The sequence below is a fragment of the Halomonas almeriensis genome (assembly GCF_030409235.1).
Classification (GTDB): Bacteria; Pseudomonadota; Gammaproteobacteria; order Pseudomonadales; family Halomonadaceae; genus Halomonas; species Halomonas almeriensis.
On sequence record NZ_JAUFPO010000001.1, the window covers coordinates 1 to 16,094 of the forward strand.

15 protein-coding genes are annotated in these 16,094 nt (G+C 65.2%); 12 read left to right on the forward strand and 3 right to left on the reverse strand.

Translation table 11 applies throughout. The annotated features are described in order from the left end of the window. The first annotated feature begins 266 nt into the window (after window positions 1-266). The 6 genes from QWY74_RS00005 to QWY74_RS00030 are packed head-to-tail and all read left to right on the forward strand — an operon-like array spanning window position 267 to window position 5,295. Window positions 267-1,034, forward strand: coding sequence for a DUF3450 domain-containing protein (locus tag QWY74_RS00005; protein WP_320109334.1), 768 nt, complete (start codon window positions 267-269; stop codon window positions 1,032-1,034). Beyond that, window positions 1,031-2,428 carry a MotA/TolQ/ExbB proton channel family protein gene (locus tag QWY74_RS00010; RefSeq protein ID WP_264826735.1) on the forward strand — a complete coding sequence of 466 codons (1,398 nt, stop codon included), beginning with the start codon at window positions 1,031-1,033 and terminating at the stop codon, window positions 2,426-2,428. Before QWY74_RS00005 ends, QWY74_RS00010 begins: the two co-directional genes overlap by 4 nt. Next, window positions 2,409-2,945, forward strand: coding sequence for a MotA/TolQ/ExbB proton channel family protein (locus QWY74_RS00015; protein WP_290313514.1), 537 nt, complete (start codon window positions 2,409-2,411; stop codon window positions 2,943-2,945). The genes QWY74_RS00010 and QWY74_RS00015 overlap by 20 nt, the downstream gene beginning before the upstream one ends. Further along, window positions 2,938-3,342, forward strand: coding sequence for an ExbD/TolR family protein (locus QWY74_RS00020; protein ID WP_264826737.1), 405 nt, complete (start codon window positions 2,938-2,940; stop codon window positions 3,340-3,342). Before QWY74_RS00015 ends, QWY74_RS00020 begins: the two co-directional genes overlap by 8 nt. Then, on the forward strand, window positions 3,342-4,154 hold the full coding sequence (locus QWY74_RS00025) for an energy transducer TonB (RefSeq protein WP_290313515.1): 813 nt from the start codon (window positions 3,342-3,344) through the stop codon (window positions 4,152-4,154). Before QWY74_RS00020 ends, QWY74_RS00025 begins: the two co-directional genes overlap by 1 nt. 4 nt (window positions 4,155-4,158) lie before the next feature. Further along, complete coding sequence (locus QWY74_RS00030; RefSeq protein WP_290313516.1) at window positions 4,159-5,295, forward strand: tetratricopeptide repeat protein; 1,137 nt, start codon at window positions 4,159-4,161, stop codon at window positions 5,293-5,295. 5 nt (window positions 5,296-5,300) lie between these two features. Here the strand turns inward: QWY74_RS00030 and xthA are convergent, their stop codons facing one another. Together xthA and QWY74_RS00040 are read right to left on the reverse strand one after the other, a co-directional pair. After that, window positions 5,301-6,134, reverse strand: coding sequence for an exodeoxyribonuclease III (gene xthA, locus QWY74_RS00035; RefSeq protein WP_264826740.1), 834 nt, complete (start codon window positions 6,132-6,134; stop codon window positions 5,301-5,303). 2 nt (window positions 6,135-6,136) lie between these two features. Beyond that, on the reverse strand, window positions 6,137-6,385 hold the full coding sequence (locus tag QWY74_RS00040) for a hypothetical protein (RefSeq protein WP_264826741.1): 249 nt from the start codon (window positions 6,383-6,385) through the stop codon (window positions 6,137-6,139). A 148-nt stretch (window positions 6,386-6,533) separates the two neighbouring features. On the opposite strand from QWY74_RS00040, the gene rhlB reads away from it, so the two are divergent. Next, on the forward strand, window positions 6,534-7,808 hold the full coding sequence (rhlB, locus tag QWY74_RS00045; RefSeq protein ID WP_264826742.1) for an ATP-dependent RNA helicase RhlB: 1,275 nt from the start codon (window positions 6,534-6,536) through the stop codon (window positions 7,806-7,808). 217 nt (window positions 7,809-8,025) lie between these two features. Then, entirely contained in the window at window positions 8,026-10,170 is a 2,145-nt protein-coding gene (gene dinG / locus QWY74_RS00050; protein WP_264826743.1) for an ATP-dependent DNA helicase DinG, read from the forward strand. Between the two features lie 90 nt (window positions 10,171-10,260). Here the strand turns inward: dinG and QWY74_RS00055 are convergent, their stop codons facing one another. Beyond that, window positions 10,261-11,340, reverse strand: a complete 1,080-nt coding sequence (locus tag QWY74_RS00055; RefSeq protein ID WP_264826744.1) for a 3-deoxy-7-phosphoheptulonate synthase — start codon at window positions 11,338-11,340, stop codon at window positions 10,261-10,263. Between the two features lie 387 nt (window positions 11,341-11,727). Here QWY74_RS00055 and rpoE point away from each other — a divergent pair, with 387 nt between their 5' ends. The 4 genes from rpoE to QWY74_RS00075 all read left to right on the forward strand — a co-directional run bounded on the left by rpoE (window position 11,728) and on the right by QWY74_RS00075 (window position 15,953). Next, complete coding sequence (gene rpoE, locus QWY74_RS00060) at window positions 11,728-12,336, forward strand: RNA polymerase sigma factor RpoE (RefSeq protein WP_290313517.1); 609 nt, start codon at window positions 11,728-11,730, stop codon at window positions 12,334-12,336. 190 nt (window positions 12,337-12,526) lie between these two features. Continuing rightward, entirely contained in the window at window positions 12,527-13,339 is an 813-nt protein-coding gene (locus QWY74_RS00065) for a sigma-E factor negative regulatory protein (protein WP_264826746.1), read from the forward strand. Beyond that, complete coding sequence (locus QWY74_RS00070; protein ID WP_264826747.1) at window positions 13,339-14,331, forward strand: MucB/RseB C-terminal domain-containing protein; 993 nt, start codon at window positions 13,339-13,341, stop codon at window positions 14,329-14,331. Before QWY74_RS00065 ends, QWY74_RS00070 begins: the two co-directional genes overlap by 1 nt. 194 nt (window positions 14,332-14,525) lie before the next feature. Then, entirely contained in the window at window positions 14,526-15,953 is a 1,428-nt protein-coding gene (locus QWY74_RS00075; RefSeq protein WP_264826748.1) for a DegQ family serine endoprotease, read from the forward strand. The last annotated feature ends 141 nt before the right edge of the window (window positions 15,954-16,094 follow it).

A 16,094-nucleotide genomic window follows, 5' to 3' on the forward strand; every position in this document is an offset into this window, starting at 1 on the left:
TGTAGGACGATCGGGATCTTCCAGGTCGCGCTCTCGATGATCACTGGCCTGGTCGGCGACCTCTTCGAGCTCGTGCCGGAACTGGAACAGAAGCTGTAACGAAGCGGTCAAGCGCCCTTGAGGCGCATTAATGACCTTCAAGGCCGGCCCTTCCCTTGGTGGAAGGGCCGGCCTTTTTGTTGGCCATAATCGCTAACAGTTTATTGATAATTATTCTTGTTTGTTTTAGCGTATCGTTCGTTCAGCGCACCTTTCGGGAGACGAGCGTGCACACCATACCCCCATGGATTCGCTGGGGAGCTGCCGGGCTTGCCATGAGCCTAGCGGCCTCCGCACCCGCCCAGTCATCACTGCAGGATGAGGCGCTGGAGGCACAGCGCACCCAGTCCGAGCTGCAGCAGCAGATCGACAATGCCGATGAGAGCGTTCGCGAGCAGTTGCGCGAGCTGCGTGAGGCGCGCCAGGCAACCCGGCGACTGCAGACCTACAACGCGGAACTGGCGCCGGTCGTGGAACGCCTGACAACCAGCCTGGAAGAACGCCGCGCCGGCTTCGAGACCCTGGCCGAGACCCGCGAGGCCCTGCCCGGGGTGATGCGCGACATGGTTGAACGCTTGCGCCGCTGGGTGGAAGAGGACATGCCCTTCCTGCGCGACGAGCGGCTGGCGCGGGTGGCTTCCCTCGAGTCCAGTCTGTCGGCCGCCGATGCCAGCAGTGCCCAAAAGCTCCAGCGTCTCCTGGCTGCCTGGCGCGCCGAGCTCGATTACGGCCGTGAAATGGACGCCTGGCGCGGTGTGTTGCCGGGAGACAGCCAGCGTGAAGTCGACTTCCTGCGCCTGGGACGTGTCGGCTGGTACTACCTGACCCCGGATGGTCAGCAGGGCGGTGTCTGGAAGGCTCAAGAGGGCGAGTGGCAGCGTCTCGACGAGCCGGCCCTGGCAGAAGTTCGCAAGGGGCTGCGCATCCTGCGTGAGCAGCGTGCACCGGCGATGCTGGATCTGCCCGTGTCGCAATCGCTGGAGGACGCCTCATGAGCCGCGTCAATTTCCTCTTTGGTGTCCTGGGCCTGGCGGCCCTGAGCGTCCTACCGACGAGTCACGTCATGGCACAGTCGAGCGAGGAGCCCCTGCAGACCTTCCAGGCCGAGCGTGAGGCGGCCGAGGCCCGCGATCGCCAACGCCTCGGTGAGCTGGAGAATGACCGTGCCGCTCTCGAGGAAGCGCTGACGGCGGCCCGCGCCGAGCTTGAAGCCGCCCGTGAGCGCCGTGAGACACTCGAATCCCGGCAGCAGTCTCGGCAGAGTGAACTCCAGCAGCTCAATGAGCGTATCGAGGAGCAGGGCGGCGACCTTGGCCCGGTCCTCGATGAAGTGGCCGGTGTCAGTGGTGAGCTGCGTGATGCGCTGGGGCAGAGCTGGCTGACCGTGGGAGCCCGGGCATCCCTGCCGCCGCGCCTCGAGGACAATGGCGTGCTGCGGGCGCGTCAGGTCGAGACACTGGCCGACAGCCTGATGGGCCTGACCCGCGAGACGGCCCGCATCACGCGGCTCGAGGCGCCGGTAGCCGGCCAGGATGGTCAGCGCCGGGAGCAGCCGGTGATTCGTGCCGGCGATCTGCTGGCGTTCAGCAACGGCCAATTGCTGCAGCGAAGTGGCGACGACGGGGCGCTGTCGGTTATCGAACATACGCCGGACGCGGTCGGTGAACGGCTGAATGCCTTTCAGTCAGGGCAGGGCGACAGCCTCTCCGTGGATCCCGGAGATGGCCGGGTGCTCGAGGCCCTGGCGCAACAGCCGACCCTGGTCGAGCGTTTTCAGCAGGGCGGCGCCGTGGGCTATGTGGTCGTGGCCCTGGGCGGTATTGGTCTGCTGGTGGCTGTGCTGCAGTATCTGTACCTGCTGCGTGTCACGCTGACGCTCAAGCGTCAGCTGAATGACCTTCAGTCGCTGCGCGAGGACAATCCGCTGGGACGAGTGCTGTCGCGTTTTCATGCGCTCGGTGCGGGACATGCCCCGGAGGCCCTGGAAGCCCGACTCGATGAAGCCATGCTCGCCGAACAGCCGCGCATCGAGCGCGGCCAGTCACTGGTCAAGATGCTGGCGGCGGTGGCGCCGCTGCTCGGGCTGCTGGGCACGGTCACCGGCATGATCGTGACCTTCCAGTCGATCACGGTCTTCGGGACCGGTGATCCCCAGCTGATGGCGGGCGGCATCAGTCAGGCTCTGGTGACCACCGTGCTCGGCTTGATCACGGCCGTTCCGCTGCTCTTCGCACATACCGCACTGTCGAGCCGCAGTCGCTCGCTGATCGGCATCATGGAAGGCCGTGCCAGTGCCGTGCTGGCCGACCGTCTCGAGGCCGACCAGGCCGCTCAGGCCGGTGCCGCGGGCGCATCGGGTGTCAAGCGTCATGCCGATGCCCTGGCTTGAGCCCCTGTTCCGGCTGGTCGAGGCCGGTGGCCCGGTGCTGGTGGTCATCGCCGGGGTGGCGATGCTGCTGTTCTCGGTGGCACTCGAGCGCTGGTGGTTCTTTCGCTTTCACTACCGGCCGGCGCGCCAGGTGCTGGTGCGCCACTGGGTCGAGCGTGACGATCGTGCCAGCTGGAGTGCCCTGACCCTGCGCGAGGTCTGGGTCAGGGAACTGATCGCCTCCCTGCGCGGCCCCTTGCCGTGGCTCAAGCTGCTGGTCGTGATCTGCCCGCTGCTCGGTTTGCTGGGCACGGTCACCGGCATGGTCACGGTGTTCGATTCGCTTTCGGTGAGCGACGTCAATCAGGCCCGGGCGATGGCTGATGGCGTGGCCAGAGCGACACTGCCGACCCTGAGCGGTATGGCCGTCTCGGTGGTGGGCTTGCTCATCATCACCCGTCTGGAACATATCATCCGGCGTGAGGATCAGCGGTTGCATGACCGTCTTGCCCGGGCCGCGGAGGATGCCAATGCGTAGACGCCGATTCACCAGCATGGACGAGTCCAGCGAGGTCAACCTGACCCCCATGCTGGACGTGGTCTTCATCATGCTGATCTTTTTCATCGTCACCACCAGCTTCATCAAGGAAAGCGGGGTCGAGATCGAGCGCCCCGAATCCAGCGCGGCGTCCCCGCGGCCCGATGTACAGGTGCTGGTGGCAATCACCCCGGAAGGGGCGGTGTGGGTCGATGGCGAGCCGGTGGACATACACCGCGTCGGGCCGACCGTGGCCGAGATGGTCAGTGACGAGGGCTCGGTGGTCATTCAGGCGGATCGTGACGCCACCACCGGGGTCTTGATCGAGGTCATGGATCGCCTGCGCGAGGCGGATGTGGATCAGGTGACCGTGGCCGCGCAACGGAGTGGTGACTGATGCTGCGTCGCCCGCTTGCTCTGGTTGTCGGTTCGGCGCTGGCACTGGGGCTCTTCATGCTGCTGGCGCTGCTGGTGGTGCCCCCCGAAGTGGAACCCGAACGCCGCCTGGATGCCATGACCCTGAGCATGGCCGAGTCCCCGGTGGAAGAGCAACCCCGGCAGGCGGCCGCCGCCAGTGCACCACCGCCGCCCCAGGTCGCGGCGACACCGCCGCCGCAACCGGCGCCGGCGCCCAGCGTCAGCAACGAGATCGCGCTGCCCGAGCCCGAACTCGAACCCATGGAAACGCCGGATGTGCCCCTGGATGAATCCTTACCCGAGCTTCAGGAAACGCCGCCGGAACCCGAGCCGGAGCCTGAACCGGAGCCTGAACCGGAGCCCGAGCCTGAGCCCGAACCCGAGCCGCAGCCGGACCCCGAGCCGACTTCACAACCGTCGCCGCAAGCGACACCGCAGTCCTCGGCTCAGGCCGCTTCCGGCGCGGCCGAAGCCAGTGACGCGGCCAGTTCCGCTGCCTCGTCAGCCAGCTCCAGCGAGCCGGTGGACGTCGGCACCTCCGCGCAGATCACCCGGCGCGGCAAGCCGACCTATCCCTCGCGCGCCCAGCGGCGTGGCATCGAGGGGCATGTGGTGGTGCAGTTCATCATCCGCCCGGATGGCCGCGTCAAGCCCGGCAGTGTCGAGGTCATCGAGGCCGACCCGCCGCGCATCTTCGATCGGGCGGCGCGTCGCTCTATCACCGATTGGCAATTCGAGGCCAGCGGCCAGACGCGCCGTGCCCGACAGCGCTTCGATTTTCAGTTGAGGTAGCCATATGCGTCATGCCGTCAATCTGACCCTGGTGCTAGGCCTCGTGGCCGGGTTCTCGGTCCCCGCCGCCGTGGCGGCACCGACACTCCCCGGGGGCATCATCAGCGACCTCGAAGCCCTGGAGATGAGCCTGGCCGATGGTGAACTCGCCGCAGTCGAGCGCCAGGCGAGGCGTCAGGCCGAGCGGCTGGCCGACGGTAATGCTTCGGATCGTTGGGCACGTGCCCTCTACCTGCAACTAACAGCCAATGCCGAGGCCCGTCAGGGTAATGAGGGTGCTGCCGCCGACTCGCTGGCCACGGCTCGTGCCATCCGTGGTGTCGAGCCGGATCAGGCCGATCGCTGGTTGCGTCAGGAGGCGGGGCTGCGAGCACGGCTGGGCGAGCATGAACGCGCCGCTGAGCTGCTGGGCGATTGGTTGCAGCGTCATGCCGCCGATGCGAAGGCCCAGTGGCTGATGGCCCAGCTCGAGGCCGAGGGCAAAGACTGGAATAGTGCCGCCGACTGGGCGCAGCGTGCCCTGGACAATAGCCGCGAGCCTTCCCGACAGCAGCTGGCGCTGGCGGCCACGGCGCTGCAGAAGGCTGACCGGCAGGCGGCCGCCCTCGAGGTGATCGAGCATCAGCTGGCAGGCGCGGAAGGGGATCCGGATGCCTGGCGGCGCGCGGCGGGCCTGGCCCAGCGCATGGGCGACCCGGAACGCGCGGCAGCGCTGTGGGAGACGGCCTGGCGCAAGGGAGTACTCAGTGGCGCTGATGATCTGCTGCAGCGTATCAAGCTGCATCTGGCCGCCGGCACGCCGGCGCGTGCCGCGGAAATTCTCGAGGAGGCGCTGTCTGATGAGGCCCTGCCGGATAGCCTCGAACATCGCCGCATGCTGGCTCGGGCCTGGCATGCGGCGCGCGATCGGCAGCAGGCGCTGGCCGCTTGGAAGCGGGTGGCCGAGCGCAGCGGGGTGGGGCAGGACTGGTTGCGACTGGGCCAGATCGCCATCCAGTGGGGCCATCTGGAAGTGGCCCGCGATGCACTGGGGCGTGCCCGGCGGGGCGGTGTCAGTGAAGCCGAGGAGTGGCTGGCCAGCCTGCCCGAAAAGCGCCAGCCCAGCGCCGGCTCCCCTGGCGAGGCGTCACCGGATGCTTGAGCGCGTCAGCTCAGGTTGAATTCGGTCCACACCGGTGCGTGGTCGGAGGGCTTTTGCATGCCGCGCAGCTCGTAGTCGATGCCGGCATCCGCGACCCGTTCAGCCAGGGAATCCGTGGTCAGGATGTAATCGATGCGCAGGCCGCGCTTGGGGTCACGGTCGAAGCCCTTTGAGCGATAATCGAACCAGCTGAAGCGGTCATCGACCTGAGGGTGGCAGCGGCGATAGCTGTCCTCCAGGCCCCAGGCCTTCAGGGTACTCAACCACTCACGCTCTTCCGGCTGGAAGCTGGTCTTGCCTTCACGCAGCCAGCGCTTGCGATTGGACTCGCCGATGCCGATGTCGATGTCTGCCGGCGAAATATTGAAATCACCCATGATGGCGAGCCGTTCGTCGGCGCTGTGATGGCTGGCCAGCAGTGAATTCAGCTGTTCGTAGAAGCGCCGCTTGTGGGGAAACTTGACCGGGTGATCGATGCTCTCGCCTTGCGGGAAATAGCCGTTCCAGACGCTCAGGGCCTCGCCGTCGGCGGTGCGCAACCGCACCCCGATCATGCGCCGCTGGGCATCCGCCTCGTCATCGGGGAAGCCGTGCATCACCGCCTCGGGCTCGGTGGGCAACTGCTCGCGACAGCACATCAGGGCTACGCCGTAGTGGCCCTTCTGGCCGTGATAGAAGACCCGATAGCCCAGGGCCTCGACATCCGCGACGGGAAACTCGCTGTCCTGAACCTTGGTTTCCTGAAGGCCGATTACCGCCGGGCGGTGGCTTTCGACCAGTGCCTCCAGCTGGTGAAGGCGTGCACGGATGCCGTTGATATTGAAAGACACCAGGCGCATGGTCAGTCGTCCTCGTTCGAGCGGTCAGGCGTGCGTCGTTCCGGATGAATGGCAATCTGCTGGCCGGATTCCTGGCGGGCCTGCTTGCGCGCCGCCTGGGCCTTGCGCTGCTGACGCTTTTTGTCGACGAAGCGCCGCGACGAGCTCACTTCATCCGGATTTTCATGACGCCACTGCTTGTAGTCCTTGCGTCGACCGGTGCGGATCGTCACCTTGTCGGACAGTGAACGGGTCTTCTTTCGTCGTGTCATGACGCCTGGCTCCTCGGTGAATGGCCATAGTCTATCAGGCCCGGGCAAAGCGTCGACAGCCAAGAACGCGCCCTATAAGCGCGAGAACTGATACAATGTCTGTTTGCGTCACGCATCCATCCACAACACGGACGAGACAGCACAGCCTATGAGCGAGTCGGAACAGACCTCAGCCCCGGCCCAGAACCGCAAGCCCAAGCGTCGCCGTCGCAAGCCGAGACGCCGTCAGTCGAACTGGGATCTTCGCCAGTTCCAGGTACCCGCGGTGGCGGGCCAGTGGAGATTCCATGACTTTGATCTGCCACTGCCGCTGATGCGCGCCATTCACGCTCAGGGCTTCGAGTACTGCACCCCGATCCAGGCCGAGACGCTGAGCAATACCCTGCTGGGTGGCGATATCGTCGGTAAGGCGCAGACCGGCACCGGCAAGACGGCCGCCTTCCTGATTTCCATCCTTGCCTACTTCCTGGAGGAGCCGGCACCGGATGGCCAGAAAACTGGAGCGCCGCGTTCGCTGATCATCGCGCCGACCCGCGAACTGGCGATGCAGATCGAGAAGGACGCTAAGGCCCTGGCCCGCTTCACTCAGTTGAACATCGCCAGCGTCGTCGGCGGCATGGACTATCAGAAACAACGCGAGGCTCTCGAAAAGCCGCTGGACCTGCTGGTGGCGACCCCAGGTCGTCTGCTGGACTTCCACGAGAAGCGAGATGTTGACCTCACCCAGGTGGAAGTGCTGGTGCTCGATGAAGCCGACCGCATGTTGTCCATGGGCTTCATCCCCGACGTCAAGCGGATCATTCGGCACACGCCGAAGACACCGGAACGCCAGACCTTCCTGTTCTCGGCGACCTTCACCGACGACATCCTCAACCTGGCCGAGCAGTGGACCCAGAAACCGGCCCACGTGGATATCGAGGTGACCGTCGACAACGCCGCCAACATCGACCAACGCGTCTACATGGTCGGGGACGACGACAAGCAGCGCCTGCTGGTCAACCTGCTGCAGCAGGAAAGCTTCGATCGCGTCATGGTCTTCGGCAACCGCCGCGACCTGGTGCGCAAGCTGAACGACCTGCTGCGCAAGGCCGGTATCAGCGTGGCCATGCTCTCCGGCGACGTGCCGCAGAAGCAGCGCATCAACACCCTCGAGCAATTCCGCGAAGGCGAGGTGCAGGTGCTGGTGGCCACGGATGTGGCAGGGCGCGGCATTCACATCGAGGATGTCAGCCACGTTATCAACTACACCCTGCCCGAAGACCCCGAGGACTATGTGCACCGCATCGGCCGCACCGGCCGCGCCGGCGCCAAGGGCGTGTCGATCAGCTTCGTGGGGGAGGAAGACGCCTTCTCGCTGCCCGAGATCGAGCGTTACATCAACGACAAGCTGCCCTGCGAGCACCCGCCGGAAGGGCTGCTGTGATTCAGCTACAAGCTGTAAGCCGGGAAGAAGGAAGACAGCGGCTACGCCGCTTGAAGAATGATGACTGGGGCTGAATGAGCCACTGGTAAGCGGCGACGGGGGCAGGCCAGAGCGGAGGTCCGATTCCAGGGATGGAATCGGTAGCGCCCAGGGATGGGTCCACAGCGCTTCCGCGTCGGCCTGTCGCCGTGCAAGCCGCCCTTGTGTATGGGTGAATATGCTAGACGAGGTCCTGAAGGACGAGATCCAGACCGCTTACCGCCGTGTTCTCGAGGGCCTCGAGTTGACGCCGCGTTATGGCCAGCGGCTGATGATCGCCGAGATTGCCCGCACTCTGGGCGGCATCGAGTCGGATGACGAGAGGCGTCGCACCAGCGATGAGCATGTCTGCGTGCTGGAGGCCGGTACCGGCACGGGCAAGACCCTGGCCTATCTGCTGGCCGCGCTGCCCGTGGCCAAGGCCCGCGGCAAACGCCTGGTCATCGCCACCGCCACGGTCGCTCTGCAGGAGCAGGTGCTGCATCAGGACCTGCCGGCCCTCAAGGCGCACAGCGGCCTGTCCTTCGAATATGCCCTGGCCAAGGGGCGCGGCCGCTACGTCTGTGTCTCGCGCCTCGATTCGGCCATGGAAGGGGGCGAGGACAATCCTACCCTGTCGATGTTCGAGCAATCCCTCGACAGCGGCGGCGATGACTTCCAGAAACTCGTCCAGTCCCTCGGCGAAGCCTACGGCAACGGCCGCTGGGAAGGCGATCGCGACAGCTGGCCCGACGCCATCGACGACAGCCACTGGCGCAAGCTCACCGTGGACCACCGCCAGTGCACCAATCGGCGCTGCGGTCACTTCGGCGCCTGCGCCTTCTTTCGCGCGCGCCGGCACCTGGACACGGCCGACATCATCGTCGCCAATCACGACCTGGTGCTGGCCGACCTGGCGCTGGGCGGTGGGGTCGTGCTGCCGGACCCGGGCGACTGCCTGTATGTCTTCGATGAAGGGCATCATCTGCCCGACAAGGCCCTCAATCACTTCACCCACCGCTTCGCCGTGGGCGGCGGCCTGCGTTGGCTCGGCACTCTCAAGAAATCCTTGAGCGAGCTCAACCAGAACCTCGGCCAGCAACACACGCTGGCCCGCCTGCTGGCCACGCTGCCCCAGGCCATTGAAACCCTGGAACCGCGCCTGGGCGACGCCTTCTCGCTGGGTCACCAGCTCGCCGGGCGGCCGGACGGGCTCCATGACAGTGAAGACGGTGCTCAGCATCGTTTCGAGATGGGCCGCGTGCCCGACGCCATGCGCGAGGTCGCCGAGACACTGGTGACCATCTTCGGCGAACTGTCGCGCACCCTGGAGTCGATGAGCGATATCCTGCGCGAGAGCCTCGACCCCGAAAAAAACACCGGGCTGCCCCGCGAACAGGCCGAGCCCTGGCTACCACTGATCGCCTTGCTGCATGGTCGTGCCCTCGAAGCCCATGCCCTGTGGCAGGCCTTCGCCGAACCGGACCCCGTCGATGACCCGCCCAGGGCGCGCTGGCTGCTGCTCGAACGCTTCGGTGGTGAACCCGAGCTGACCTTCTCGGCAAGCCCGGTGTCGGCCGCCCACACCCTGGCTCGGTCACTCTGGGGGCGCTGTCACGGCGCCGTGGTGACCTCGGCGACGCTGACCGCCCTGGGGCGCTTCGAACGCCTCCAGGAGCGCGCCGGCCTGGCCAATCGCTATCGCTACCAGCGCCTGCCGAGCCCCTTCGACTATTCTCGCGCTATCCTCAGCGTGCCGCCCGAAGCTGTCGACCCCGCCGACCGCGACGGCCATGAACGCGCCATCGTCGATTTCGTCGAGGCCCTTGGCGAGTCCGAGGCCGTGCTCATGCTGTTCTCCTCGCGGGCCCAGTTGCGCGGGGTCGAGAAGGCCCTGAGTCGCGAGCGGCGGGAACGCGTGCTGGCCCAGGATCGCCTGCCCAAACGCGAACTGGTCGAGCGTCATCGGGAACGGGTCGACAAGGGCGAGGGCAGTATCCTCTTCGGCCTGGCGAGCTTTGCTGAAGGGGTCGACCTGCCCGGCGACTACCTGACCCATGTGGTCATCACCCGTCTGCCGTTTGCCGTGCCGGATGACCCGGTCGGCGCGACCCTGGCGGAGTGGATCGAGAGTCAGGGGGGCAACCCCTTCATGCGCATCAGCGTGCCGGACGCCTCGATCAAGCTGGTCCAGGCCTGCGGTCGCCTGATTCGCAAGGAGGCCGATGAAGGGCGCATTACTCTGCTCGACCGCCGCGTCCTGACCCGGCGCTATGGCCGGGCGCTGCTCGACGCCCTGCCGCCTTTCACCCGGGAGATCGACGGGGTGCGTCAGTCCTCCTGATCCAGGCTCCACAACGAAAATCGCCCCGCAAGGCCGGGGCGAGATCGGAGGACTACGGCGCACAGCGTCGCCGCGGAGGTCACTGGCGGGTCAGTCGTGCTGGCGACGTGCCGCCAGGGTCTCGGCCAGCTTGTCGTTCATGGTCCGGAAAGCGTCGGCTGTGATGTCCCAGTCGATGCACGCATCGGTGATCGACACACCGTAAGCCAGCTGGCTGATGTCGGCCGGAATCTTCTGGTTGCCCCAGCCCAGGTTGGACTCGACCATCAGGCCGATGATCGACCGGTTGCCCTCGAGCAGCTGGTTGGTGACGTTCTCCAGTACCAGCGGCTGAAGGCCGGGGTCCTTGTTGGAGTTGGCGTGGGAGCAGTCGATCATGATGTTGGGTTCGACGCCGGCTGCCTGCAGCTCCTGCTCGGCGAGTGCCACGCTGACACTGTCGTAGTTGGGCTTGCCATTGCCGCCACGCAGTACCACATGACCATGGCGATTGCCCCGGGTGCGGATGATCGCCACCTGGCCACTCTGGTCGATGCCCAGGAAATTGTGCGGGCTGGCCACCGACTGCAGGGCGTTGACGGCCACGTCCAGGCTGCCGTCGGTGCCGTTCTTGAAGCCCACGGGCGACGATAGGCCCGAGGCCATTTCCCGGTGGGTCTGGGATTCGGTGGTGCGCGCGCCGATCGCCGACCAGCTGATGCAGTCCTGCAGGTACTGCGGGGAGATCGGATCCAGCGCCTCGGTGGCCAACGGCAGGCCCATCTCGGCCAGGTCGACCAGCAGCCGGCGAGCCTTGTGGAGGCCTTCCTCGATCTCGAAGGAGCCGTTCAGGTGAGGATCATTGATCAAGCCCTTCCAGCCCACGGTGGTGCGCGGTTTCTCGAAGTAGACGCGCATGACGATGTACAGGCTTTCCTTGACCTCTTCGGCCAGCTGGCGCAGGCGGCGCGCATAGTCCATGGCCGCTTCCACGTCATGAATCGAGCAGGGCCCGACGACCATCAGCAGGCGAGGATCGCGACCTTCCAGGATGTTCTGGATGGTCTCGCGCCCCTCGATCACCGTGCGTTCGGCATCGCCGCCCAGCGGGACGGCCTGCTTGAGCTCCGAAGGCGTGATGAGAACATCCTCGGCAAGGACGTTGAGATTGTTGACCTGTTGTTCGGGCATGTTGCTACCTGTGGCTGTCAGCGCGGTTTATTGATCGATTGAATGTCATCGTGAATGGCGCCTACTATCGCCCGCGAGTGGCGTAAATTCAATCGTCTGGGAACCGTGCGGGTGCAGGGCTGTCACAGCGCCGCGAGGCCTGTCGGGCATCGGTGGCTTGATCCATGCCTCGGAAACAGGAACACTTGAGCGCTTTTTTCAACAACGCCCTGTCAGCTCGTTCCACGGCGCCAGACTCGGAGCGGGCGGAATTTCGGAGGTGAGCGACATCATGACAAGGTATCCAGCGGCCAGGGCTTCAGGTTGAGACATATGCAGGCAATCTTCATTTGCGCGCCCGAGTCGCATTCGGCGCGCCATCGATTCTCAAGCCCGGGGAGGCCTTGAATGGGCACGACCCGGGAAACCGATCAGCAACTTGTCGAACGGGCCCAGAAGGGGGATACCCGGTCCTTCGATTTGCTGGTCAAGAAGTATCAGCACAAGATCATCGGCTTGATCGGGCGCTATGTTCACGATCACGCCGAGGTTCAAGATGTGGCCCAGGAGGCGTTCATCAAGGCCTATCGAGCGCTCGGCAAGTTTCGTTCCGACAGCGCCTTTTATACCTGGATGTACCGCATCGCCATCAACACCGCGAAGAACCATCTGGTGTCACGCGGGCGTCGCCCACCGGGCAGCGACATGGACATCGCCGATGCTGAGGTTCTGGATCACAGCGGGCGCCTGGCCGATATCGAGACGCCCGAGGCATCGATCGCCAGGGACCAGTTGCAGGCGGCGGTATTTGCCGCCATCGAGGGGTTGCCGGAAGACCTGCGTACTGCCATCACCCTGCGTGAGTTTGACGGCCTCTCCTATGAGGATATTGCCAACATTATGGAATGTCCGGTGGGTACGGTACGCTCTCGCATCTTTCGCGCGCGGGAGGCCGTAGATAAGCACATCCAACCGCTGGTCACGACGTCGCGCAACCATGAGACCCTGGCCGAATGAGGTGGATTTTCACGGTTTTTGTCGATTCGCTGAACTGTCGCGCCTTTGTGACGTCATATGCGGTGATCGGCCTGTTTGCGATGGAGCAAAGGCTTCCCGGTGTGCCGGCTCCATGGCCGTGCCTCCGGACGAGCGGGCTTCCAATGGATGCAAGGTGGGCCAGCCTTGAAGAGTTTGAGGGTGAGAAGAGATGAGTCAGAACGCACGGGAATCGCTTTCTGCACTGATGGACAACGAGGGTGACGAGCTCGAGTTGCGCCGTGTATTGAAATCCCTGGATGACGAACCCGACGCCGCCGATGCCTGGCGTCGCTATCACCTGATGCGCAGCATGATGCATCACGAGGCGGACACCGACACCAGTGTCGATCTCTCGGCGGGCATCATGGCACGCTTGCAGGACGAGCCCGTGCCGGTCGCCGAGCCGGCTGGATCGGCGCGTCGCAGCATGCCGCTGGCGCGCAGTGCCGGCATAGCGGCGGCCGTCTCCCTGATGGTGATTACCGGCGTGCAGTTCTACAACGGCGCCTCGCCCCTGGACAATGAAGCCTCGGCACCGTTGGCAACGTCCACCGGCAGCGGCAGTTCGGCTGGCACCACAGTGTCGCCGTCACGGTTCAATGACGGCAGCCTGTCAGGTTCGGGTGGTGCTTCTCTAGCCAGTGACGGCAGCCTGCCCGGCTCTGGAGGTGCCTCCCTGGCGAGCTTCCCGTCGGCTTCGTCGCTCGAGTCGCCGGCGACCTCATCCCGCATTCCCTCGCTTGCCGACCTGCCCATGTTTCAATCCCGGGCTGCCGGCCGTGGTCTCATGACGGTGGGAGCCCCGGACTCGCCGATGATGATGTCGCCCAGCCAGCGTCAGTCGATGCGCATGGATCAGCAGCAGGCCCGCTTGCTGCAGTCCTATCTGGATCGCCATGCCGAGGGTAGCGTCGGTGGCGGCATGGAAGCCTGGATGCCACTGTTGCGCTCCAGCACAAGCGAGTCCCTGGTGCCGCGCTGATGGGGCAGTCTAGGTCCGTTTCAGCGCGTCGGGTGCTGATGGTCGCCATGCTGGCCGGGCTGCTGGCTCTGCCGACGGTGACCCGCCAGGCACACTCGGCCGAGACCGCGCTTTCCTGTACGCCGCTGGACGAGAGTCAGGCTCCCGGCTCCGCCGAAGAGTGGCTCGCCCGGAGTCGTCTGGCCAGCCACTGTTACAGTTTTCAGGCCAGGGCCGTGCGTATCGGCGCAGCGGGGGTCAGAACTCTGGCGCTGTCTCATGAAGTCCGGGAAGGGCGCGTCAGGGAAGTGGCGCGGCTTCTGGATGGTCCCCCCGGGGTGCATGAACGCCAGGGCAGTATCGCCTACTCAGACAGTGGCGGGGGCGCCCGGGCCACGCCCGCTGCGGTCGAGAGCCTGTCGTCGCTGTATCGCTTGAGCCTGGCTGGAGAAGAGCGCATTGCCGGCCGCTCGACGCATGTGCTTGAAATCGAGCCTCTGGATAACCTTCGCTATGGCCGACGTCTCTGGCTGGATGCCGAGACGGCACTGCCGCTCAAGCAGATTCTGCTCGATGAGCGGGGACGTGCCCTGGAAACCTTTCAGGTGACCAAGCTGCAGAACCCGCGGCTTTATTCGGGCGACATTAAGGCTCGTTCACCCTCGGTGTCCGGTGAACATGTCTGGCAGCCGGGCTGGTTGCCGTCGGGCTTCGAGCCGCAGGCGGTGTCCGCTGACGCGTCGCAGGGGCAGCAGCGTTATGGTGATGGCCTCAGTACTCTCAGCCTTTTCGTCGAACCCATATCGGGGCAGCCGCTGCTCAAGCCAGGGCTGCACCGCCTTGGGGTGTCGCATGCAGCGGTCCGCCATCTCGAGGTCGACGGCGAACCCCACCAGCTCGTGATACTCGGCGAGCTGCCACCCTCGGTGCTGCAACGCGTCGCCGAGTCCGTCGAGTGGCAGAGTGAGCCGACCACGGCGTCGGCCACGCCGGATGATAGCGTCTCGCCCTGATGCTGGCGTGAGTCGTTCCTGGCAGGTGGGCGCAGCGCCTCACCAGCGGAACCTTTGTCACTCTATGCTGTTCCAACTCAGTGGCCGGCTCATGCGTCGCGCCATGGTCCTAGAGCCATGGTCCTTGAGCCGTGGTGCTTGAGCCATTGCCATTGCCCTTGCCCAGTCACTCAATCCTGTCACAGGAGCCTTTCATGATTCGTATGTCACGCTACCTTGCCCTGTGCATGCTGTTCGGCCTGGGGCTGATCGTCAGCCAGTCAGTCATGGCCCAGAAGCTGCCGGATTTCACCCAGCTCGTGGAAGAGGCGGCCCCGGCGGTCGTCAACATCTCGACCTCACGGGAGATCCAGAGTCGTGGCAGTCCGTTCAGCCAGTTCGGTGGCCAGGAGATACCCGAGATCTTCAAGCGCTTCTTCGGTGAGCGTTTCGGCGACCAGATGCCCATGCCGCCCGGAGGGCAGGGGCGCAGCGAGGAGCGTCATTCGCTGGGATCGGGCTTCATCATCAGTGAAGACGGCTATGTCATGACCAATGCGCATGTGGTCAAGGGGGCCGACGAGATCCTCGTGCGTCTCAACGACAGCCGCGAACTCAAGGCCGAACTGGTCGGTGCCGACACCAAGACGGATGTCGCCGTGCTCAAGGTCGAGGCCAAGGAGCTGCCGACCCTCGAACTTGGCAGCTCCGAGGACCTCCAGGTAGGTCAGTGGGTGGCCGCCATCGGCTCGCCCTTCGGCCTGGATCACTCGGTTACCGCCGGCATCATCAGCGCCATGAACCGGACACTGCCCCGGGATGTCTATGTGCCCTTCATCCAGACGGATGTGGCCATCAACCCGGGCAATTCCGGTGGGCCGCTGTTCAACCTGGATGGCGAGGTGATCGGTATCAATTCGCAGATCTTCACTCGCAGTGGCGGTTACATGGGGCTGTCGTTCGCGATTCCCATCGACGTGGCCATGGATGTGGCCAACCAACTGCGCAGTGATGGCTCGGTCAGCCGTGGCTGGCTGGGCGTTATGATTCAGCCGGTGTCCCGCGATCTGGCCGACTCCTTCGGCATGGATTCGGCCAAGGGCGCCCTGGTGGCCGATCTTGACCCGGAAGGACCGGCAGCACGCGACGGCCTGAAGGCCGGCGATGTGATTCTCGAGGTGAATGACCAGACGGTCGATGAATCCAGCACCCTGCCGCGTCTCATCGGCAGTGTGGCGCCGGGTGACGATGTCGAGTTGCGCGTGCTGCGCAATGGCGAGCGCGAGTCGGTTACCGTGACGGTGGGCGACTGGCCGGATGCCGCACAGTCCGGCTCGGGCGATGAGCGTGACAATGCTCCGGCTCGCCTGGGTATCCAGGTTCAGCCGCTTGAGGAAGGGCAGCATGATCAGGCCATCGAGCAGGGCGTTCGGGTCGTCAATGTCGACGCCGGCAGTGCCGCCGCTCAGGCGGGTATCCGCGTCGGCGATATCCTGGTCAGCATCGGCGAGCATGCCGTGGAGAGCCCGCGGCAGCTCGGCGAGTTGATCGGCGAGCTGCCCGAGGATCGCTCGTTGCCGGTACGGCTTTACCGCAATGGTCGCTCCTATTACGTGGCGCTGCGCCTGACGCCGGAGGAATAGGCCCGGCGGCTCGTTCAGCACCGCTGTGCCACGCCACCCGACGGCCCGGTCGTCGCGACCCGGCGGCCTGGTCGTCCCCGCTATGGGCTTGTCCGTTGCGACCCAACGGTTTTGTCCGTTGGGTTGCTGTATCTGTGGGGC